The organism is Streptomyces sp. NPDC001832 (assembly GCF_040297265.1).
Classification (GTDB): Bacteria; Actinomycetota; Actinomycetes; order Streptomycetales; family Streptomycetaceae; genus Streptomyces.
In genome coordinates this window covers 1-20,049 of record NZ_JBEOYU010000039.1, presented here as the reverse complement: position 1 = coordinate 20,049, position 20,049 = coordinate 1, and the positions used below count along the sequence as shown (strand labels likewise).

Below are 20,049 nucleotides of genomic sequence, written 5' to 3'. Positions count from 1 at the left end.
GGCTGCCGCCCCGCCCCCCTCACACCGCGTCGGCCAGCAGCAGTGAATGGATCCGGTCGGGCGCACCGGGCCGGGCGTAGTACCACCCCTGGGCCGTGTCGCATCCCAGCTCCCGCAACTGCTCCGCCTGGGCCCCGGTCTCCACGCCCTCCACCGTGACCACGAGGTCCAGGCTGTGCGCCAGCGAGACGATTCCCTCGACGATCCTCAGATCGACCGGGTCCGCCGGATGCTGCTGCATGCCCTGGGTGAAGGAACGGTCCAGCTTGAGCACGCTCACCGGAAGCCGGCGCAGGTTCGCCAGATTCGAGTACCCGGTGCCGAAGTCGTCGAGCGCTATGTCGACGCCCATTTCCGCCAGTTGCCGCAGCGGCTTGAGCAGATCGTCGTCCGCGCCGATGAGCGCGGACTCGGTGACCTCCAGGCACAGGGCCCCGGGTTCGAGCCCCGACCGCTCCAGCACGTCGACCGTATCGGCGACCAGCCGCGGATGGTGCAACTGGGTCGGCGAGAGGTTGACGTTGATCCGCAGCGGACCGCCGTCGCTGTGCCGCTCCTGCCAGAAGTTGGCCTGGCGCACGGACTCCTCCAGCACCCAGCGTCCGAGCGGCACGATCAGCCCGGTGTGCTCGGCGAGCGGAATGAACCTGTCGGGACCGAGCACCCCGTGCTGCGGGTGACACCAGCGCACCAGCGCCTCCGCACCGTGCACCGTGCCGTCGCCGAGATGCACGAGGGGCTGATACTCGATGAAGAACTCACCGCGCTCCAGGGCGGCGGGCAGCGCGGTGGTCAGCCCGTGCCGGGTGATGGCACGCGCATCCGCCTCGGCATCGGCTAGCTCGAAGCGGTTGCCGCCCGCCGACTTGGCCCGGTACATCGTGATGTCGGCGCTACGCAGCACCTCGGCGGCGCTGCGTTCGCCGGCCGGACCTTCGACGATCCCGATGGATCCACGTACGGTCAGCTCACGGCCCTCCAGGCGGACCGGGGTTCCGAGCACGCCGAGGATGCGGCAGGCCAGCTCGTCGACCTCCGTCCGGGTGTCGGGGCCGGTGGTCAGGGCCACGAACTCGTCGCCGCCGAGGCGCGCCACCATCTCGCCGGGCGCGGTCGCACAGCTTTGCAGCCGGTCGGCCACTTCGACCAGCAGCCGGTCCCCCGACGCGTGGCCGAGGCTGTCGTTGATCGCCTTGAAGCCGTCGAGGTCCAGGTAGCACAGGCCGAAGCGGCTGCCGTCGTCGGCGGAGAGCGCCTTCTCCAGCCGTTCGAAGAACAGCGTCCGGTTGGGCAGGCCGGTGAGCGCGTCATGGGTTGCCTCGTACCGAAGCCGCAGGTTGAGCAGCCGACGCTCCGTGGTGTCCTCCATCAGTGCCAGCTGATACTCCGGTGTGCCCTCGGAGTCACGCAGCAGTGACACCGTCAGATTGGTCCACAGCACGGTGCCGTCGTTGCGGTAGTACGGCTTCTCCACCCGGTAGTGCTCGCGTTCACCGCGTACCAGCTCGTTGTAGTACTTCCAGACCTGCGGCGAGTCCTCGGGGTGGACCCACTCGTTGATCTTGTGGCTGCGCACATGGTGTTCGAGTCCACCGAACATCTGGGTGAGCGTGTCGTTGACCTCCAGCACATTGCCGTCCAGGTCGGCGATCCCGATGCCGATGGCCGCGCCCTTGAAGACGGCACGGAAGCGCGCCTCGGTGGCGTGCAGCGCCTGCTCGGCGTCCGAGCGGGCGGTGAGCGCCGAGCGGGCGATGGCCTCCTGCTCGGCGAGTGTCCGCTCACGCAGCGCCTGGGTGAAGCCGCCCGCGAGGGCGTGTTGTATCCGAGCGCAGCGGGCCCTGCTGTCCTCTGTCGACAGCGCCGTCGCACCGTTGCTGCCGCAGTAGAGCACGAGGTACGAGTCGATGACGCCGAGCGTGCTGCTGAGCGCGTCCGGGTCGGTGCAGTGCGCGGCGACGAGGGCGACGCCCACCTCGCTCGCGGGCGCCGCGTCGAACGGCCGCGCGTGCAGGATGTCGCTGAGAGCGCGGGCCAGTGGCAGCAGATGCTGTTCGAACTCCGTGCGCGTCATGGAGGTGGCCGTCGAGGGGAAGATGGCCCGGCTCCAGATCGTGGCGAATCTCCGGAGCCGGTCCTCGGGGCCGTCGGGCTCCGTGTCGGGCGCTCCGGACGACTGGGCGGGAATGCTCACGCCTTACGTCCCACTCCCGCGAAGCCCGAGAAGGCAAATGGGTCCTCGTCCTCCACCGCATGGGGCGTGTCGGGGCGCCAGTTCGGCATCGACACGAGTCCGGGCTCGATCATCTCGTACCCCTCGAAGAAGCGGGCGACCTCTTCGCGCGTCCGCATGACCAGGGGGTTGCGGATTTTCTTGTAGACGCCGACTGCGCCGCCCGCCTCCTCCTGGGTGAGCGGAATCCCCTCGTACGAGGCGTGGGTGACGACGATGAGGCTGCCGGGGGCGAGTGCCTCGCGCAACTCGGCGACCGTGGCGTGCGGGTCGTCTGAGTCCTCGAGGAAGTGGAGAACGGCGACGAGCAGCAGGGCCACCGGTCGGTCCAGGTCGAGCAGTTCAATGATCGCCGGGTTTTTCACGATCTCCTGCGGGCGGCGCAGATCCGCGGCGGCGATCACCGCCCGATCGTTCCCCTCGAGTACGGCCCGACTGTGCGCGACCGCAACGGGGTCGTGATCGACATACGCCACCCGGGCCTCGGGGTCGGCCGTCTGTGCGACTTCGTGCACATTGCCGAAAGTCGGTATTCCGGAACCGATGTCCAGAAACTGGGTGATTCCCTCGCTCACCGCATAACGCACGGCCCTGCGCATAAAGGCGCGATTCGCCTGCATGATCTTGGGGAGTCCCGGCATGAACTCCATGGCCTTGCGAGCCGCTTCCCGGTCCACCTCGAAATTGTGCGATCCGCCCAGATAGAAGTCGTACATGCGAGGCACGCTCGGCACCGAAATGTCTATGCCTTGCGGTGCCCAGGCGGGACGCTCCATCGATGTCTCCAACAAGTCGCCACGGCGATCCGGCCATGTTCATGGTCAGTGATGACCAGAGGCTACTGATCGACCGCCAGGAGAGCGAGCAGAAACGGAAATTGGCCGTCCGTTATTGGTCACACACCAGTGGCATGTGCAAGCGGCCCGTCGCTGCGTGTGACATCCCCGGTCCTCGATTTCGGAGCCGTAGCCGTAACGCTTACCGCATCCTGTCCGGCCCGGGTTGGTGTTGCCCACGTTCTGCCCGTCGGGGATCTCGCCTCCCTTTTCCTGACGGCACGCCGTCGTCGGCGTCATCAGGTCGCAGCTGTCACTGCGAGCGAGGCGGTTCCGTCAGGCGCTCATGTGGCCCTGGGTACGGGCGTCGAAAACCCTTCTTTGTCCAATGCGCTCACAGAACTTCCCGAGCCGCAAACGCCCGGTGCCCCATGTCCCCACCATCAGGGGAATCCGGTCCGCCTCCGGCGTGCCCTGCGACCGGCCGGAACATGCTCCCCGTCGTGTACGGATCACTCATAGGGCGGCTCACGGCAGCCGTCGCACTTCTCTGGCTGCTGACCGCCCCGGCACCCGCGGCGGCGGACAACTGCGCGTACGCCTCCATCGGGGAGGGCGGCGGGAGTTCGGCAGTCGCCGTGTCGGGCAACGGTCGCTGTCACGCGGGCCCGGTGCCCAAGCAGACTCCGCTGCCCGCACCACCACCATCACCACCCCCTCCGCCTCCGCCTCCGCTCCCTCCCCCACCGCCGCCCCCCGCACCACCGCGACCGGAACCGGAGCCCGTGCCACCGCCCCCTCCACCCTCGCCCTCGGTACGCCCCACACCTCCCGCGCCCCGACCCGTGGCACTCCCCGCCTACCGCAAGCCGCCGCGCAAGGTCCCGCGGCAAGGCACCTCCCTGGTCACCCTCACCCTGCTGATCACAGCCCCCGCGGTGTTCGCTGTCGCCGTGCTGCGTCCCCGCTCCCGATGACCTCCGGAGGAAACCATGTCGGAATGGCTTGTTCTCACCCTCGCCATGGTCGCGGCGAGCGCCGTCGTCCTGACCATCGCCGTACTCAACAACCGCCGGATCAAAGACGATGACGACCCGTCCGAGACCCCTGACGTCATCGAGTACATGACGATGATGATCGGTGTGGTCTACGCGATCGTGCTGGGCCTGGCCATCGCGGGCGTCTGGGAGGGCCGCAGCGCCGCCCAGGAGTACGTACGCCAGGAAGCCCAGGCGCTGCACGAGGTGAACGTCCGCTCTGCCGTCTACCCCGCCGAGGTGCGTACGCGCATCCGGGCCGATGTGGACGCCTACGTCCGCCACGTCGTCCACGACGAGTGGCGGACGATGACCGAGCACGGCTCTCTCACCGTCGAGGGGGCCCGGCTTCTCGGTAAAGTGCGCACCGATGTCACCGGCTACCGGCCGAGGAACGATCACGAGGGGCAGGCATATCAGCCATTGGTCGATCAGGTCGCCGCAGCCGACGACGCGCGCAGCGCACGCGGGCAGAGTGCCGGTGCGACCATGCCCGGCGTGGTCTGGTTCGGCCTGATCACCGGGGCGCTGGTGACCGTCGGACTGATCTTCACGCTGCAGATCCGCAGAACCTTCCGCGAACTGCTGCTGGCCGGCCTCTTCAGCGTCCTGATCGCCTTTCTGCTCTTCCTGATCTGGGACTTCGACTCCCCCTTCGGTCGGGGCATCTCAGCCACCGCGGCACCGTTCCTCGATCTGATCCCCGGCGCGGCGGGCGGATAGCAGGCCGCCGAAATGGCGGCGGTGCGCCGCTCGGGGGAAGCCGGTGCCCTGGGCGGCGCACTCCGGTCGCGGCACTGGCGGGCGCCACCCGTTCGCCCTTCTCTGATCGCCGCCCGCCTCTCCCGCGCCTAGCGTTCCAAGCGTCGCGACGAAGGGAGAAATCATGGGCCGGGACAACTGGCGCGTCGAACGGACCGGGCACTCGCCGTGGGGAGCCCTCGCCCTGGTGCTGCTCACCGGCCTGGCATGGATGCAGAACGGCGCGGACTTCTCCCTGGGTCCTCCCCGGCTGGTCGCCGCCACCTCGGTCGACCTCCGTCGGGCAGCCCCCAAAGTACCTGTGGCGGTTGTCGCCGTGAAGCCGCACCTGACGGGGCCGCAGCTCGTCCGTGGCAGCCGCGCGCTCAACGGGGCCGCAGCACCGTGATCCGAGTGGGCGAGGGTGTACTGCGCCGCAAGCCGATCGAGCAGATCGACGAGAAGGGACCGGCGGGCGACGTCACCACTCAGCTCACCCGAACGCTCGGGCTGTGGCAGCTGACCGCAATCGGCGTGGGCGGCATCATCGGCGCCGGTATCTTCACCCTCGCCGGCACTGTGGCGAACGGCACCGCAGGGCCCGCGGTCCTGCTCTCCTTCCTGATCGCGGGTGTGGCGAGCGCGGCGGCCGCGTTCAGTTACGCGGAGTTCGCCGGCCTGATCCCGAAGGCCGGCTCCGCCTACACCTATGGATACGCGGTACTCGGCGAGCTGGTGGGCTGGTTCATCGGCTGGGACCTGCTGCTGGAGTACACGGCGATCGTGGCCGTGGTCGCGATCGGCATCTCCGGATACTTCAGCTTTCTGCTCGGCGAGATGGGGTTCGAACTGCCGAAGTGGATGCTGGGCGCGCCCGGCACCGGGTCGGGCCATCGGGTGGACCTGTTCGCCGCACTGCTCTGCCTGCTCATGGCGTACCTCCTGACCCTCGGCATCAAGAACGCGGCCCGCTTCGAAACGCTCGTGGTCGCCCTGAAGGTCCTGGTTGTCCTGCTGGTCATCAGCGTCGGTGCGTTCCACATCAACACCGCCAACTACACCCCCTTCTTCCCCTTCGGGGTGAGCGGCGTCTTCACCGGTGCGGCCACGGTGTTCTTCGCGGTGTTCGGGTACGACGCCATGTCGACGGCGGCCGAAGAGTCCAAGGACGCCCAGCAGCACATGCCGAAGGCGATCCTGTACTCCCTCGGGATCGCCATGGTGCTCTATGTGGCGGCTTGTCTGGTGCTGACGGGAATGCAGAGCTACCAGGACATCGACCCGGAGTCCGGATTCTCCACGGCCTTCAAGTCGGTGGGGCTCAGCGGACTCGCCGATGTGATCGCGGTGGGCGCGATCATCGGCATCCTCACGGTGATGTTCACGTTCATGCTCGGAGTGACCCGGGTGTGGTTCTCGATGAGCCGCGACGGGCTGCTGCCGAAGTGGTTCGCCAAGACCCACCCGACCCGGCACGTACCGACCCGGGTGACCTGGATCGTCGGCGCGGCATCGGCCGTGATCGCCGGATTCCTGCCCATCGGCGCGGCCGCCGAGCTCACGAACATCGGCATTCTCCTGGCGTTCGTGGTGGTGTGCATCGCGGTGATCATGCTGCGTTACAAGCAGCCCGATCTGCCACGTACGTTCCGCACCCCCGGCATGCCGTACGTGCCGGCCCTGGGTGTGGTGTTCTCGCTCTGGCTGATTACCTTCCTGCAGTGGCAGACGTGGGTGCGGTTCGCAGTGTGGTTCCTCATCGGTCTGGTGATCTATTTCGGTTACTCGTATCGGAAGTCGGAGATGGCGAAGACACCGGAGGCAGGTACGGGGGCGAGTACGGGTTGATGCATACCCGGTGCTCCTCGGTTCCGTCCGCTGAGGGGGATCGTCCGGGAGCGGCGCACCGGCCGCCCAACGCCCGTACGCACACCCCGTCGACCGCCGCCCGACCGTTCACCGCACCATTCGCCGCACTGTGCGACCGCTCGTCGCACGGAGCCGCCCGGCGCCTGTTCCTCGGTGCCCCGATGCGTTCGTATACACCAGTCGGCAGCGAAGCGGCAGGGGCCTTGGAGTCTGTCGGGTGACCGTCCGCCCGATCAGAGGTCACCCGACAGGCTCTGAGCGGGGAAGGGCGTTCACGATGACCACCACGACGACCGATGAGCGGGCCCTGGCGGATCTCCAGCGGGAGCACGGCCCCGCCCTGTTCCACTTCCTGCTCGGGCTGACCTTCGGCGACCGGCAGCGGGCCGAGGATCTGCTCCAGGAGACGCTGGTGCGGGCCTGGCAGCATCCGGAGGCCTTCGACGCCCCGTACGACTCGATGCGGCCCTGGCTCTTCACCGTCGCGCGGCGCCTCGCGATCGATGCGCGCCGCTCCAGGCAGGCCCGGCCGACCGAGGTCAGTGACGTGGTTCTGGAGGCCGCCGCGGGCGAGGAGGACACCGCCGATTCCACGGTCTCGGCCCTCGATGTACGTGATGCGGTACGCACCCTCGGCCCGGAGCACCGCGCGGTGCTCGTCCAGATATATTTCCGCGGGCTGAGCGTGGGTGAGACGGCCCGGGCTCTCGGCATTCCGGCGGGCACGGTCAAGTCCCGGTCCTACTACGCGCTGCGTCAGCTCTCCCGTAACCTGCCGGGCTACTCCAGCAGGTCCTCCTCGCTGAGCAGCTCGAGCAGTGACACGGCTTCCGCGGCCACCACAATGTCGGCGCTGCACTGATCGCCGCCCCACCGGGTGGTCAGGAACCGTGCACCCCCGCACGGTACTTCGGCAGCCGTACCGTGATCTTCATCCCGGCGCCGATTCCTGTCTCGATGACGAGTCCGTAGTCGTCCCCGTACACCTGGCGCAGCCGTTCGTCGACGTTCAGCAGCCCGATTCCGGTGGAGTGGCCGCCCTCGCCGCGCAGGATGTGGCGCAGGCGTTCCGGGTCCATTCCGGTTCCGTCGTCCTCGATGACGACCTCGGCCTCGGAGCCGGCGTCGAGTGCGCGGATGGTGATGCGGGTCGGGGTCCCCCCTGCTCTAACGGAGTTGAGAGCTCGGGCAAGGGTGACGGCTCCTTCGAGGCCGTGTTTGACTGCGTTCTCGACCAGGGGCTGAAGGCAGAGGAACGGCAGGGCGACGGGCAGTACTTCGGGGGCGACCTGGAGAGTGACCGCGAGCCGTTCACCGAAGCGTGCCCGTACGAGTGCCAAGTACTGGTCGATGGAGTGGAGTTCGTCGGCCAGCGTGGTGAAGTCGCCGTGACTGCGGAACGAGTAGCGGGTGAAGTCGGCGAATTCCAGAAGGAGTTCGCGGGCCCGCTCGGGGTCGGTGCGGACGAACGAGGCGATGGCGGCCAGTGAGTTGAAGATGAAGTGTGGGGAGATCTGGGCTCGCAGCGCCCGGATCTCGGCCTCGATGAGCTGGGTGCGGGAGCGGTCGAGTTCGGCGAGTTCCAGTTGCACGCAAACCCAGCGGGCCACTTCACCGGCCGCTCTGGCCAGTACGGCGGATTCGCGCGGGGCGTAGGCGATGAGAGTGCCGAGGACCCGGTGGTCGACGGTGAGCGGCACGGCGACGGCCCAGCCCAGCGGGCAGTCGAGGTCGTCGCAGTCGCTGTGGAAGGCGGTGTCGCGGCCGCTGGCGAGAAGGGGCTGCACCTGGTCCATGACGTGCCGGCCGTGGTGTTCGCCCTCGCCGTCCCAGACGAGGACCCGGTCGCGGTCGGTCAGGCAGAGGGCGTCGGTGCCGAGCAGGGAGCGAAGCCTACGGGCGGATTTGCGGGCGCTCTCCTCCGTGAGTCCGGCGCGCAGTGGGGGCGCGGCGAGCGAGGCGGTGTGCAGGGTCTCGAAGGTGGCGTGCTCGACGGGGGTTCCGACGTCACTGGTACGGACCGGGCGGGCGGTGCGGCGGCCGAGCAGGAAGCCCGCGCCGAGCAGCAGGAGGACGAGCAGGACGAGTACGGCGTATCCGGCCCCGGTCATCGGTTTCTCCCCGAGGTCAGCGCTTCCGGCAGGTGGAAGCGGGTCATGGCGGCGTTGGTGCCGGCAGGTATCCGGCCGGGTGTGGCGAGGGACACCAGGACCATGGCCAGGAAGCCGACGGGCACCGACCAGACGGCGGGCCAGGCGAGCAGGGCGTGCGGCCAGCCGGGCGGGCGTACCGCGCCGCTGACGGTGATGGCGACGGACAGGAACGCGGAGCCGCCGCCGAGCAGCAGCCCGGCGACCGCGCCGGGCGGGGTGAGCCGCCGCCACCAGATGCCGAGGACCAGCAGCGGGCAGAAGGAGGACGCGGAGACGGCGAACGCCATCCCCACCGAGTCGGCCACCGGCACCCGACTGACCGTCAGCGAACCGGTCAGCGGTACGCACATGGCGAGGGCGGTGGCCAGCCGGAAGTGCCGTACCCCGCGCGACGGGATCACGTCCTGGGTGATGACTCCGGCGACGGCCATCGTGAGGCCGGAGGCAGTCGACAGGAACGCGGCGAAAGCGCCGCCCGCGATGAGTGCGCCGAGCAGATCGCCGCCGAGCCCGCCGATGACCCGCTCGGGCAGCAGCAGCACGGCGGCGTCCGCGTCCCCGCCGTGGATCAGCTCGGGGGCGTACAGCCTGCCCAGTGCACCGTAGACCGGCGGCAGTAGGTAGAAGACGCCGATGAGAGCGAGGACGGCGACAGTCGTGCGGCGGGCGTCGCGGCCGTTGGGGCTGGTGTAGAAGCGGACGACTACATGCGGGAGGCCCATGGTGCCGAGGAACGTCGCGACGATCAGCCCGTAGGTGGCGTACAGCGGATGGTCGGCGCGGAAGACGGAGAGCTGGACGTCGAAGGTGACGCGGGGCTGCCCGTCACCCTGCCAGGCAAGCATCAGGAAGATCGCGGGGACGAGGAGCGCGGTCAGTTTCAGCCAGTACTGGAAAACCTGAACGAAGGTGATGGACCGCATGCCGCCCGCGGCGACGGCGATGACGACGACGGACGCCACGAGCACATCGCCGAGCCAGCCGGGCGCCCCGGTAAGGATCTTGAGTGTCAGCCCCGCGCCCTGGAGCTGCGGTACGAGATAGAGCCAGCCCGCCGCGACGACGAAGACGCTCACCAGCCTGCGCACCTGTCGCGATTCCAGCCGCCCCTCGGCGAAGTCGGGCAGTGTGTACGCGCCCGAGCGGCGCAGCGGTGCGGCGACGAAGACCAGCAGCACGAGATAGCCCGCGGTGTATCCGACCGGGTACCAGAGCATGTCCGGGCCGTGCACGAGCACCAGGCCGGCGATACCGAGGAAGGATGCGGCGGAGAGGTACTCGCCGCTGATCGCCGCGGCGTTGAGCCGGGGTCGTACGGTGCGTGAGGCGACGTAGAAGTCGGAGGTGGTACGGCTGATGCGCAGTCCGAAACCGCCGACGAGGACGGTCGCGACGACGACGACGGCGACAGCCGCCACCGCGTACGAACGACTCACTGTGCGGGGCGGCCTTCCACGAGCCGGGCGAAGTCGCGTTCGTTGCGCTCGGCCCGCCGCACGTACCACCAGGCGGTCAGGGTCAGTGGCGGATATGCGGCGAACCCGAGGACGGCCCAGACAAGCGCGGCGCTGTGCAGGGCTTCGAAGACCAGCGGCAGCGTGCCGACGACCACGGCAAGAACGGTGAACGCGGTCAGTCCGGCGCGCAGTTGACTGCGCATCAGCGAACGCACGTAGGCGCCGCCGAGTGCGGTCTGCTCGTCGATCTCCGACTGGGTGCGGTAGCGCGGCAGCGGGCGCACCCGCCGGGGCTCCCGCGTCACCACTTCACGCCGGGGTGCTGGCTCTGCGGACATGGGCCCGGAGTGTACGCAGCACCGGTCCCTCGTGGGAAGGGTTCGAGTCCGGGCAGGGCCTGGTCAGCGGCCGGCCCGGCGCATCAGCAGATCGCGCAGCGCGCGGGTGTGACGACGGCTCACGGCGAGCTCCGCGGTGCCGATGCGCACGCTCATGCTGCCCGCGTCGAGGCGGAGTTCATCGATCCGCTTCAGTGCGACGAGATGGCGGCGGTGGATACGCACGAAGCCGCACGAGCGCCAGCGTTCCTCAAGGGTGGTGAGGGGGACGCGGACGAGGTGGCTGCCGTTGTCGGTGTGCAGCCGGGCGTAGTCACCCTGGGCCTCGGCGTAGGCGATGTCGTCGATCGGGATGAACCGGGTCACTCCGCCGAGCTCCACCGGTATCTGGTCGTTCGCGGTGTCGAGTACGGGTGCGGAGCGGTCGCCGACCTGTTCGGCCACGCGCCGTACCGCTTCGGCGAGGCGTTCACGGCGGACCGGCTTGAGGACGTAGTCGACGGCCTTGAGATCGAAGGCCTGGACGGCGAAGCCCTCGTGTGCGGTGACGAAGACGATGAGCGGGGGTGCGGCGAATCCGACCAGCAACTGGGCGACGTCGAGACCGGTGAGGCCCGCCATGTGGATGTCGAGGAAGACGACGTCGATGGCGGACGGGTCGTCGGGGCCCGCCTCGACGGTGCTGCCGATGCGGCGCAGCGCCTCGGTGGCCCCGGTGGCGCCTTCGGCGCTGCGGATGCGGGGATCGGCGCGCAGTAAGTAGAGGAGTTCCTCCAGGGCGGGTTCTTCGTCGTCGACGGCGAGTACGCGCAGCATGGGCCGGAGTTTAGAAGCTGTTGTCCAACCCCCGCTGGACAACAGCTTCTTACGACCTCCCCCACGATGAGGAGCGGATCAGCGAGCGGCGCCATGCGGCTTCGACCGCAAGGCGGAGGAAGGAATCGGGTGGAGTCTCCCCTGGCCCGTTCAGCGGGCGGGCAGCAGTGCCAGCAGTTGCGCCACCTCGTCGTGGGCGCAGCCCGCCAGCCGCTCCAGATCGGGCAACGCCTTGCCGTCGGCCACCAGCCCGACCTGCACCCGGCCGCCGTACGTGGACAGGGCGATGGCCAGGGACTGGCCGCGGGCCAGCGGCGCCATCGGGTAGACGGCGCGCAACGGGCAGCCGCCGAGCGAGAGTGCCGAGCGCGGCAGGGGCACGCTGGTGACCAGGACGTCGAAGAGCATCCTGGCCGCATTCCCCGCGATCGGGGCGCCGAAGCGGTGGGCCAGCGAGGGCAGTTGATCGGCGAGCACGGCTACCGCGCCTGCGCCGCGGAAGGGTCCTGCGGACTTGTTGCGGTCCATTGCGGTACGGACCGTGCGGAGCCGCTTCCAGGGATCGGGCTCGGAGACGGGGAGCCCGAGCAGATAGGCGGAGAGCTTGTTCCCGGTCGCGGCGGCCTGGCCCGGCCTGCGGCGGGAGACCGGCACCAGGGCGCGCGGGTCCTCGGCGGGCAGCGGTTCGCCGCGCTCCAGCATCCAGCGGCGCAGCGCCCCGGCGACGACCGCGAGCAGGACATCGTTGGTCGTGCCTCCGGCGGCCCGCCGGATCCGTTGGACGGAGTCGAGGTCCAGATCCGCGGTGACCAGCCGCCGGGTGCCGCTGGAGCTCGCGGTGAGTGCGGGTGCGCCGCGCAGATCGAGGCGGCTGGCCCGCACCATGGAGGCTCCGACCCCGAACGCCCGCCCGAGATCCTCGATCCGGCCCAGCGCGAGGCCGGCGACCTGGCGCGGGCCCGGCATCCAGGAGCGGGGCGGGACCGTGCGCGCCCGGCGGGCGGGCATGCCGCTGCGGGCGCGTCCGGCGACGGAGGCGATCTCGTCGAAGATCCCGGCTCCGATGGCGACCGCGCGCATTCCGTCGGCGAGCGCATGGTGGAGCTTGACGAGCACGGCGAAGGAGCCGCCGTCGGCGCCGCCGATCACATACATCTGCCAGGGCGGGAGCCCACGTTCGAGCGGCCGCTCCATCAGTTCACCGGCGAGCCGGGTGGCGCCTGCCATGAATCCGCCGTCCTCGCCCCGCGACTCCGCCTCGGTCAGCTGCACCCGCTCGATGTGCCGGCGCACATCGAAGTCCTTGTCCACGAACCACGCCGCGCCGCCGACCGGCAGCAGTACGTCCCTGACTCGCATCCGCAGCCGGGGAATCGCGGCGGCGCGGGTGCCCAGCAGTTCCAGCAGGGCCTCCGGGTCGACGCCGTGCGCCGGGTCGGGAGGAGGGGAGAAGACGGCGAGCGCGCCGAGGTGCATGGGGTGGGCATCGGATTCGAGGTGCCAGAAGGCCAGATCGAGAGGTGCCAGTAGCTCAGTGCCCAACGGTTCCTCATGTCATCGAAGAAAAAGACTGACGGAGTCGTAGTCAATCGTTCACGGTCGGTTACGGTCAAGCACATACGTGTTACGGTCGGTTACTGTCGGGTAGTACTCAACATTGCCGTCATTCGCGTTCCGGAGTGGCGAATTCACACCACACGCACTTGCCGCTGCCCCGCGACTCCACACCCCACAGGTCCGCCAGCCGGTCCACCAGCATCAGACCCCGCCCGGACACCCCGACCTCCCCCGCGTCTCGGCGCCGGGGCAGCGCGCTGGAACGGTCCTCGACATCGACCCGCAGCCGCCGCTCGGGCCCGGTGAGCACCCGGATGGTGACGATCGCCCCACCGTCGGTGTGCATCAGCGCGTTGGTGATCAGCTCGTCGGCGGCCAGCTCCACCTCGTCGGCCCGCGTCTTGGCGCCCCAGGCCCGTACCGCCGCACGGATCATGTGCCGCGCGGAGCTCAGCGCCTCCCGGTCGCCCTGTGCCACGTGCTGCTGAAGCCTGCCGCCCGGCCGGGGTGCGTGAGCGGCCTTTCGGCGCAGCAGCAGGACCGCCACATCGTCCTCGCCGCCGCGCTCGTCGACCTCCTCGCAGAGCAGGTCGGCCAGTCGCTCGAGGTCCTGCGGACCGTTGCGCAGCATGCACGTCAGCCGCCGCATGCCCTCGTCGAGATCGGCGCCGGGCAACTCCACCAGACCGTCGGTGAACAGCACCAGCGTCTGGCCGGGGTCCAGCTCGACCGTGCTGACCGGGTATTCGAGCCGCCCGAACTCGGCAGAGAGCCCCAGCGGCAGCCCACCCTCCACAGGCAGCTTGTGGCAGCTGCCGTCGGTGTCTCGCACCAGCGGATCCATATGGCCTGCCCTGACCAGCTGCACCACGCCGGTGGTCAGGTCGACCTCGGCGTAGGAGCAGGTCGCGAAGCGGTCGGTGTCCAGCTCATGGAGGAACACGGAGGCCCGGGCCATCACCGTGGCGGGACTGTGCCCCTCCGCCGCGTAGGCGCGCAGCACGATGCGCAGCTGCCCCATGACGGCCGCGGCATGCGTGTCATGGCCCTGCACGTCCCCGATGACGGCCCCGACCCGGCCGCCGGGCAGCGGGATGACGTCGTACCAGTCACCCCCGATGTCCCGGCCCAGCCGGGCCGACCGGTACCGCACGGCGACCTGTGCGCCCGGCACGTCCGGGATCCGGCGCGGCAGCATGGCCTGCTGGAGACCCTCGGCGAGGTCGTGCTCCTGCTCGTACAGCATGGCCCGCTGCAGACTCTGGGCTATGGAGCTGCCGAGCGCGACGAGCAGATCGCGTTCGTCGCCGGTGAAGCCGTCCTTGTCGCTGTAGAGCAGTCCGAGTGCGCCGATGGGCCGGGCCTGGGCGATCAGCGGAAGATAGGCGGCGGACGTGATGCCGAGGTGGCTGATATGAGGCCACAGAATCGGGTACGCGGTGGCGAATTCCGCGGCGGACTCGATGAAGCGGGGCGAGAGCGTACTTACCACGTCGCTCATCGGGTACGGGTCGTCCGTCCGGGTGTAGCGAGTGCCGGGCACGTACGAACTCTCCGGGCCGTCCGCCACCAGATGGATGCGTCCGGCCTCGACCAGGCCCACGACCATGCTGGTCGCACGGAGATGCGCCAGGCCCTGCGAGTTCTTCAGCGCGTTGATGACGTCCCGGACCGTCCGGGCGTGGGCCAGTGCGGCCATTGTGCTCTCCACCACCCTGGTACGGCGCCGCCGCTCCATGTCCAGTTCGTGGCGGGCGGTGGAGTCGGCCAGCTCCTGGGTGGCATCGCGGACGATGCCGATGATGCGACGGGGACGGCCGGTCTCGTCGCGCTGGATGAAGCCCTGGGTGTGGGTCCAGCGCAGAGTGCCGTCGCGTCTCAGGATCGTGAAATACGCGCCGTAATTTCTCTGCCCGTTCTTGAGGGCCTGCGCGACCATGGCATCGAGCCGAGCGCCCTCATCCGGCGGCACCCGCGGCGCGAGCGACTCCGGCCGGTTGTCGTATTCCTCGGCCCGCAGGTCGAACACATCGAGTGCGGGCCGGTCCATGTGCATGAGGCCACTGTCGAGGTCCCAGTCGAAGCTGCCCATACGGTTCAGGGCGAGGCTGAGATCCGGGTGGGCGGGCCAGTCGTCCGGGAGTGACAGGGCACCCGCTACCCGATCATCCATGTGGGTCACTCTGCCATTATTTGTCCGATATTTCGAGCGAACCCCGCACCGGCGGGGAATCCGGTGTCGCGCATGCCAGGGCGTGGCCGCCCGATCAGAGGCCACCCGACAGCCTCTCGGACCGCCCGGAAGGCCGCCCGCCCAGAGATCGCAGGTCAGCAACGGATACCGTGTCCCGTGGAGCACGGTAAGCCCATCCTTACGACCTCACCCACGATTGGCAGTGGGAGAAGGAGCGGGGTCTGGGGCCTTCGAATCCAAGGCGGCGGAGGGAGCGATGGCGGAGCCATCGCGACTGACGACAACGCGGGAGGCGGAGGTCCCAGGCGCTGCGACGCCGCTGCCAATCGTGGGTGAGGCCGTTACTTGTACCCTGCGCCACACTGCCCGCGTCAGCCCGTTCTAAGGACCTGCACTCCATGACCCGCCCCGTCCGCGTCGCCATAGTCGGAGCCGGCCCCGCCGGAATCTACGCAGCGGACGCGCTGCTGAAATCCGACGCCGCACAGGACCCGGGTGTTTCGATCGACCTGTTCGAGCGGATGCCCGCCCCCTTCGGCCTGATCCGCTACGGAGTGGCTCCCGACCACCCGCGGATCAAGGGCATCGTCCAGGCACTGCACCAGGTGCTCGACAAGCCGCAGTTGCGGCTGTTCGGAAACGTCGGCTACCCCACCGACATCGACCTGGACGATCTGCGGTCCTTCTACGACGCGGTGATCTTCTCCACCGGCGCCGACGCGGACCGCGCGCTCGACATCCCCGGCAGCCGCCTGGACGGCTCCCACGGCGCGGCCGACTTCGTCTCCTGGTACGACGGGCACCCCGATGTGGCGCGCACCTGGCCCCTGGAAGCGGAGAAGGTCGCCGTGCTCGGGGTGGGCAACGTGGCCCTGGACGTGGCGCGCATGCTCGCCAAGACGGCTGACGAACTGCTGCCGACCGAGATACCCGCGAACGTTTACGAGGGCCTCAAGGCCAACAAGGCCCTGGAAGTGCACGTCTTCGGACGTCGCGGTCCCGCTCAGGCCAAGTTCAGCCCGATGGAACTGCGGGAGCTGGACCACTCTCCGAACATCGAGGTCATCGTCAACCCCGAGGACATCGAGTACGACGCGGGTTCGATCGAGACCCGGCGCGGCAACAAGCAGGCCAACATGGTCGCTTCAACGCTGGAGAACTGGGCCATCCGCGACGTGGGCGACCGGCCGCACAAGCTGTTTCTGCACTTCTTCGAGTCTCCCGTCGAGATCCTCGGCGAGGACGGCCGGGTCGTCGGTCTGCGCACCGAGCGGACCGAGCTGGACGGCACCGGGAACGTCAAGGGCACCGGACGCTTCACCGACTGGGACGTACAGAGCGTCTACCGCGCGGTCGGCTACTACTCGCAGGAGCTCCCGAAGCTCCCGTTCGATGTGATCTCCGGCACGGTCCCGCACGCCGCAGGGCGTGTCGTCGACGGCGAGGAGCCCATGCCGTCGGTGTACGTCACAGGGTGGATCAAGCGCGGCCCGATCGGTCTGATCGGCCACACCAAGGGCGACGCCAATGAGACGGTCGCCTGCCTCCTGGACGACCACGTCACGGGCCGGCTGCCCGGCCCGGAACAGCCCGAGCCGGAGGCGGTCACCGCCTTCCTGGAGAAGCGCGGCGTCCGCTACACCACCCGCGAGGGCTGGTACCGCCTGGACGCGCACGAGCAGGCCCTGGGCGCGGAGCAGGGGCGCGAGAGGATCAAGGTCGTGGAGCGCGAAGCCATGCTGGACGCTTCCGAGCCCCGCTCCTGACAGTACGCACCGATGTCCGGTCGGCCACCATCGGCGGCCGACCGGAAGGGCTCACCGTGCCGTGGGTGATCGACCGCTACCTGCCGCAGATCGACAAGGCCATCAAGTCCGCCGACAGCAGCCGAGGCTGACCACCACCCACGCACCGCCGAGCGGTGCCGGTACGTCGCACGCGATGCCGAGTAGGCCGAGCCGCGTCACCGGACCGATACTGGAAGCGATGGAGTGGTTCACAGCAGACGGCTACTGGCTCAGCCGGCTGATCTTCCAGCGGGCTCTGGCCGGCATCTATCTGGTCGCGTTTCTCACCGCCGCCCTCCAGTTCCGGGCGCTGATCGGCGAACGCGGCATGCTGCCCGTACCCGATTTCCTGCGGCGTACGGACTGGCGCAGCGCGCCCGGCCTCTTCCGGCTCCACTACTCCGACCGCTTCTTCGCCCTCGTCTGCTGGACCGGCTGCACACTCGCCGTCGCACTGATCGCGGGCGTGGACGCGTATGTTCCGCTCTGGGCGGCGATGGTGCTCTGGGCGCTGCCCTGGGCGCTCTATCTGTCGATCGTCCAGGTCGGCCAGACCTGGTACGGCTTCGGCTGGGAGTCCCTGCTGCTGGAGACCGGCTTCCTCGCCGTCTTTCTCGGCAACGCGGGCACGGCACCGCCCGTGCTGGTGCTGTGGCTGCTGCGCTGGGTGCTGTTCCGGGTGGAGTTCGGCGCCGGGTTGATCAAGATCCGCGGCGATGAGTGCTGGCGCAATCTGACGTGTCTGTACTTCCACCATGAGACCCAGCCGATGCCGGGACCGCTGAGCTGGTTCTTCCACCGGCTGCCGAAGCCCGTCCACCGGGCCGAGGTGGCGGCCAACCACATCACTCAACTCCTGGTGCCGGTGCTCCTCTTCACTCCGCAGCCGGTGGCGAGCGCGGCCGCGGGGCTGATGATCGTCACCCAGCTGTGGCTGGTCGTCTCGGGGAACTTCGCCTGGCTGAACTGGGTGACGATCACTCTCGCCCTGTCCGTCGTCGACTGGTCCCTGTTCACCGAGCCGCCCGCACAGTCCGCGCCGCCGCTCTGGTACGAGATCGTCGTCATCGCGGTCACCGTGCTGATCCTGTTCCTCAGCTACCGCCCGGCACGCAACCTGATCTCCCGCCGCCAGGTGATGAACCGCTCGTTCGACCCGCTTCATCTGGTCAATACCTACGGTGCGTTCGGCAGCATCAGCAGGGTCCGGCTGGAGGTCGTGGTAGAGGGCACCGACGAGCAGGTGCTCCACGACGGCACGGTCTGGCAGGAGTACGGATTCCACGGCAAGCCGGGCGATCCGTACCGGCTGCCCCGCCAGTTCGCCCCGTACCATCTGCGGCTCGACTGGCTGATGTGGTTCGCGGCGCTCTCCCCCGCGTACGCGGGCCCCTGGTTCGGCCCGTTCGTGGAGCGGCTGCTGGAGAACGACCGGGACACGCTGCGGCTGCTGCGTCACAACCCGTTCCCAAAGGCCCCGCCCGCCCATGTCCGCGCCAGGTTGTACCACTACCGGTACACGACCTGGCGCGAACTGCGGGCCACGGGGCGCTGGTGGCACCGCACCTATGTGCGGGACTTCATGCCCCCCGTCTCGCTCGCTCCCTCCTAAGGGCTTTGCGCGGTCCTTCAGGCATGTGGTCGAACTTCAACGGTACGTATGAATTGCACACATCTGCCGCACGGCCGTGTCAATCCGGAGACATTCCCCGCGGGAGTTGAGGGGCAGGAATCGTCTTGACCATGGTTCTGATGGAGAACACCCGCAGGGCCATTGAGCACAGGCAAGGAGTGTCCAGGATGCGTACGAACTGGAAGTTCGCCGTCACCGTCACCGTCGCCGCCACTGCGCTGACGGGTGCTGCTGGTGCGGGAGTTGTGCAGGCTTCGCCCGCAACGGCCGGCAGCGTCGCCCCTTCGGCCTGCCGGCCGGCCAACCACACAGCGGAGATCACCGAAGCGCCCGCCAGCGCAGGGCACCGCCACTACAGCGTGACGCTGACCGCGCCGCGTGGGTACGAGCCGTGCAAACTGGCCGGTTCGCCCACCAACGTGCAGTTCTCGAACCGCGGTTCGGAGACCGGGGTCACCGCTGGCCGCTACGGCTACCAGGCAACCGTGGTGACCTTCGGCCCGGGCCACCCGGTGCACTTCGACATCCAGGTTCCCAGCAGCGGCCGCAACACCGCCGCGACGGAGGCATCGTTCACCCTCCAGGCTCCGGACGGCGAGATCCCCGGCACGTCCGTCGCCCAGGGCAAGCTCAAGGTGGCCGCCGGTACCCTCATCGGTCCGGTCCAACGCGGCGCCTGACTTCCTCTCACACCCGGGTGTGGGGTTCCCCCGCTACGCGGGAGGTGCCGGCGGCGAGGATGCCTTGTATCGGCGGTGCCCGGAAAGAGCGGAACTCCGGCCCACCCCTCGCGGGGTGCGGGCCGGAGTGAAGCTGTGAAGTGGTCAGTCGATGCTGGGCAGGATGTGAGGCTCGGCGAGGTCGTCCTCGTAGCCGGCCAGCCGGATCGGCGCGGACCTGGCCCAGACCTCGATGTTCTGGAGCTTCTCGGGCTTGCGAGTCCGCTCTTCGTGCCGTTCGGCCGGTCGCTTCTCGCTCTTCGTCCGTTCTGGTGTCGTCACCGCGCACTCCTTTGTGTCGCGTAACCCCGGGGCGTCGCCGACGCCCCGGTCTCATTGCCGGGAGTCGACCGCCCGCGAGGGGCAGGGGCAAGAACAGTTCGGTCGCGGTGGCGCCGGGTACAGGGCGGGACGGCGACGTGGTTGACAAGTCTGTCCCAGGACGGTCGAAGAGGTTTTGTGGACTCCTCGATGACGTCCGTTCGCATCAGAGTAACCAAATGAGCGCGATCGCGCTCGATGGAAGCTGTGCACTGAGTCACTTCCAGCCATCGAGTACGGAAAAGACCCGGCCAGGAACGAGTCCCGGGCCGGGTCCACGGCGCCGCACGAACACTGCGCCACTGGTTGACTAAGGGCTGTCCCGTAATCCCCGGTGGATCAGCGCGCGGCGTCAGATGCGGTGCATCGCAAGGCGGAGGGACGTCCGCATACTGGATGTATGCGGACGTCCCGACAA

General features: G+C 69.0%; 17 protein-coding genes. 8 read left to right on the top strand and 9 right to left on the bottom strand.

The genetic code is table 11. From position 1 onward, the window contains the following. Positions 1-19: 19 nt before the first annotated feature. Complete coding sequence (locus ABT115_RS24610) at positions 20-2,194, bottom strand: putative bifunctional diguanylate cyclase/phosphodiesterase (protein ID WP_351793681.1); 2,175 nt, start codon at positions 2,192-2,194, stop codon at positions 20-22. Continuing rightward, positions 2,191-3,009 (bottom strand): SAM-dependent methyltransferase, encoded by an 819-nt coding sequence (locus ABT115_RS24605; RefSeq protein WP_351793678.1) that lies wholly within the window; start codon positions 3,007-3,009, stop codon positions 2,191-2,193. Before ABT115_RS24605 ends, ABT115_RS24610 begins: the two co-directional genes overlap by 4 nt. A gap of 845 nt (positions 3,010-3,854) precedes the next feature. Here ABT115_RS24605 and ABT115_RS24600 point away from each other — a divergent pair. The 5 genes from ABT115_RS24600 to ABT115_RS24580 all read left to right on the top strand — a co-directional run bounded on the left by ABT115_RS24600 (position 3,855) and on the right by ABT115_RS24580 (position 7,518). Further along, positions 3,855-3,986: a hypothetical protein gene (locus tag ABT115_RS24600; RefSeq protein WP_351793675.1), complete on the top strand. Its 132-nt coding sequence runs from the start codon at positions 3,855-3,857 to the stop codon at positions 3,984-3,986. A gap of 15 nt (positions 3,987-4,001) precedes the next feature. After that, on the top strand, positions 4,002-4,769 hold the full coding sequence (locus tag ABT115_RS24595; protein ID WP_351793673.1) for a bestrophin-like domain: 768 nt from the start codon (positions 4,002-4,004) through the stop codon (positions 4,767-4,769). A gap of 163 nt (positions 4,770-4,932) precedes the next feature. Then, the gene (locus ABT115_RS24590) at positions 4,933-5,196 is read left to right on the top strand and encodes a hypothetical protein (protein ID WP_351793670.1); all 264 of its coding nucleotides are present in this window, start codon (positions 4,933-4,935) and stop codon (positions 5,194-5,196) included. Continuing rightward, positions 5,196-6,635, top strand: a complete 1,440-nt coding sequence (locus tag ABT115_RS24585; RefSeq protein ID WP_351793790.1) for an amino acid permease — start codon at positions 5,196-5,198, stop codon at positions 6,633-6,635. Before ABT115_RS24590 ends, ABT115_RS24585 begins: the two co-directional genes overlap by 1 nt. 298 nt (positions 6,636-6,933) lie before the next feature. Next, on the top strand, positions 6,934-7,518 hold the full coding sequence (locus tag ABT115_RS24580; RefSeq protein WP_351793667.1) for a sigma-70 family RNA polymerase sigma factor: 585 nt from the start codon (positions 6,934-6,936) through the stop codon (positions 7,516-7,518). A gap of 19 nt (positions 7,519-7,537) precedes the next feature. On the opposite strand, the gene ABT115_RS24575 is transcribed toward ABT115_RS24580, so the two are convergent. From ABT115_RS24575 to ABT115_RS24550, 6 genes are all read right to left on the bottom strand, one after another. Then, positions 7,538-8,767: a sensor histidine kinase gene (locus tag ABT115_RS24575; protein ID WP_351793665.1), complete on the bottom strand. Its 1,230-nt coding sequence runs from the start codon at positions 8,765-8,767 to the stop codon at positions 7,538-7,540. Beyond that, positions 8,764-10,245, bottom strand: a complete 1,482-nt coding sequence (locus tag ABT115_RS24570; RefSeq protein ID WP_351793662.1) for a sodium/solute symporter — start codon at positions 10,243-10,245, stop codon at positions 8,764-8,766. Before ABT115_RS24570 ends, ABT115_RS24575 begins: the two co-directional genes overlap by 4 nt. Beyond that, entirely contained in the window at positions 10,242-10,604 is a 363-nt protein-coding gene (locus ABT115_RS24565; protein ID WP_351793660.1) for a hypothetical protein, read from the bottom strand. The genes ABT115_RS24570 and ABT115_RS24565 overlap by 4 nt, the downstream gene beginning before the upstream one ends. 63 nt (positions 10,605-10,667) lie before the next feature. Continuing rightward, positions 10,668-11,420 carry a LytR/AlgR family response regulator transcription factor gene (locus tag ABT115_RS24560; protein WP_351793657.1) on the bottom strand — a complete coding sequence of 251 codons (753 nt, stop codon included), beginning with the start codon at positions 11,418-11,420 and terminating at the stop codon, positions 10,668-10,670. Between the two features lie 150 nt (positions 11,421-11,570). After that, complete coding sequence (locus tag ABT115_RS24555) at positions 11,571-12,962, bottom strand: wax ester/triacylglycerol synthase family O-acyltransferase (RefSeq protein WP_351793654.1); 1,392 nt, start codon at positions 12,960-12,962, stop codon at positions 11,571-11,573. A 121-nt stretch (positions 12,963-13,083) separates the two neighbouring features. Beyond that, on the bottom strand, positions 13,084-15,150 hold the full coding sequence (locus tag ABT115_RS24550; protein ID WP_351793651.1) for a SpoIIE family protein phosphatase: 2,067 nt from the start codon (positions 15,148-15,150) through the stop codon (positions 13,084-13,086). Between the two features lie 419 nt (positions 15,151-15,569). Between ABT115_RS24550 and ABT115_RS24545 the strand changes: the two genes are divergently transcribed. The 3 genes from ABT115_RS24545 to ABT115_RS24535 all read left to right on the top strand — a co-directional run bounded on the left by ABT115_RS24545 (position 15,570) and on the right by ABT115_RS24535 (position 19,271). Then, positions 15,570-16,937, top strand: a complete 1,368-nt coding sequence (locus tag ABT115_RS24545; RefSeq protein ID WP_351793648.1) for an FAD-dependent oxidoreductase — start codon at positions 15,570-15,572, stop codon at positions 16,935-16,937. 220 nt (positions 16,938-17,157) lie between these two features. Continuing rightward, entirely contained in the window at positions 17,158-18,570 is a 1,413-nt protein-coding gene (locus ABT115_RS24540; RefSeq protein ID WP_351793645.1) for a lipase maturation factor family protein, read from the top strand. Between the two features lie 188 nt (positions 18,571-18,758). After that, positions 18,759-19,271, top strand: coding sequence for a DUF4232 domain-containing protein (locus tag ABT115_RS24535; RefSeq protein ID WP_351793642.1), 513 nt, complete (start codon positions 18,759-18,761; stop codon positions 19,269-19,271). A 144-nt stretch (positions 19,272-19,415) separates the two neighbouring features. Here the strand turns inward: ABT115_RS24535 and ABT115_RS24530 are convergent, their stop codons facing one another. Next, positions 19,416-19,592 carry a hypothetical protein gene (locus ABT115_RS24530; protein WP_351793639.1) on the bottom strand — a complete coding sequence of 59 codons (177 nt, stop codon included), beginning with the start codon at positions 19,590-19,592 and terminating at the stop codon, positions 19,416-19,418. Positions 19,593-20,049: the final 457 nt, after the last annotated feature.

Excerpts from the sequence above, each read along its gene's own strand:
- ABT115_RS24605 (WP_351793678.1), bottom strand. The coding sequence starts at position 3,009 with ATGGAGCGTCCCGCCTGGGCACCGCAAGGCATAGACATTTCGGTGCCG.
- ABT115_RS24595 (WP_351793673.1), top strand. The coding sequence starts at position 4,002 with ATGTCGGAATGGCTTGTTCTCACCCTCGCCATGGTCGCGGCGAGCGCC.
- ABT115_RS24590 (WP_351793670.1), top strand. The coding sequence starts at position 4,933 with ATGGGCCGGGACAACTGGCGCGTCGAACGGACCGGGCACTCGCCGTGG.
- ABT115_RS24580 (WP_351793667.1), top strand. The coding sequence starts at position 6,934 with ATGACCACCACGACGACCGATGAGCGGGCCCTGGCGGATCTCCAGCGG.
- ABT115_RS24575 (WP_351793665.1), bottom strand. The coding sequence starts at position 8,767 with ATGACCGGGGCCGGATACGCCGTACTCGTCCTGCTCGTCCTCCTGCTG.
- ABT115_RS24565 (WP_351793660.1), bottom strand. The coding sequence starts at position 10,604 with ATGTCCGCAGAGCCAGCACCCCGGCGTGAAGTGGTGACGCGGGAGCCC.
- ABT115_RS24560 (WP_351793657.1), bottom strand. The coding sequence starts at position 11,420 with ATGCTGCGCGTACTCGCCGTCGACGACGAAGAACCCGCCCTGGAGGAA.
- ABT115_RS24550 (WP_351793651.1), bottom strand. The coding sequence starts at position 15,150 with ATGGATGATCGGGTAGCGGGTGCCCTGTCACTCCCGGACGACTGGCCC.
- ABT115_RS24545 (WP_351793648.1), top strand. The coding sequence starts at position 15,570 with ATGACCCGCCCCGTCCGCGTCGCCATAGTCGGAGCCGGCCCCGCCGGA.
- ABT115_RS24540 (WP_351793645.1), top strand. The coding sequence starts at position 17,158 with ATGGAGTGGTTCACAGCAGACGGCTACTGGCTCAGCCGGCTGATCTTC.
- ABT115_RS24535 (WP_351793642.1), top strand. The coding sequence starts at position 18,759 with ATGCGTACGAACTGGAAGTTCGCCGTCACCGTCACCGTCGCCGCCACT.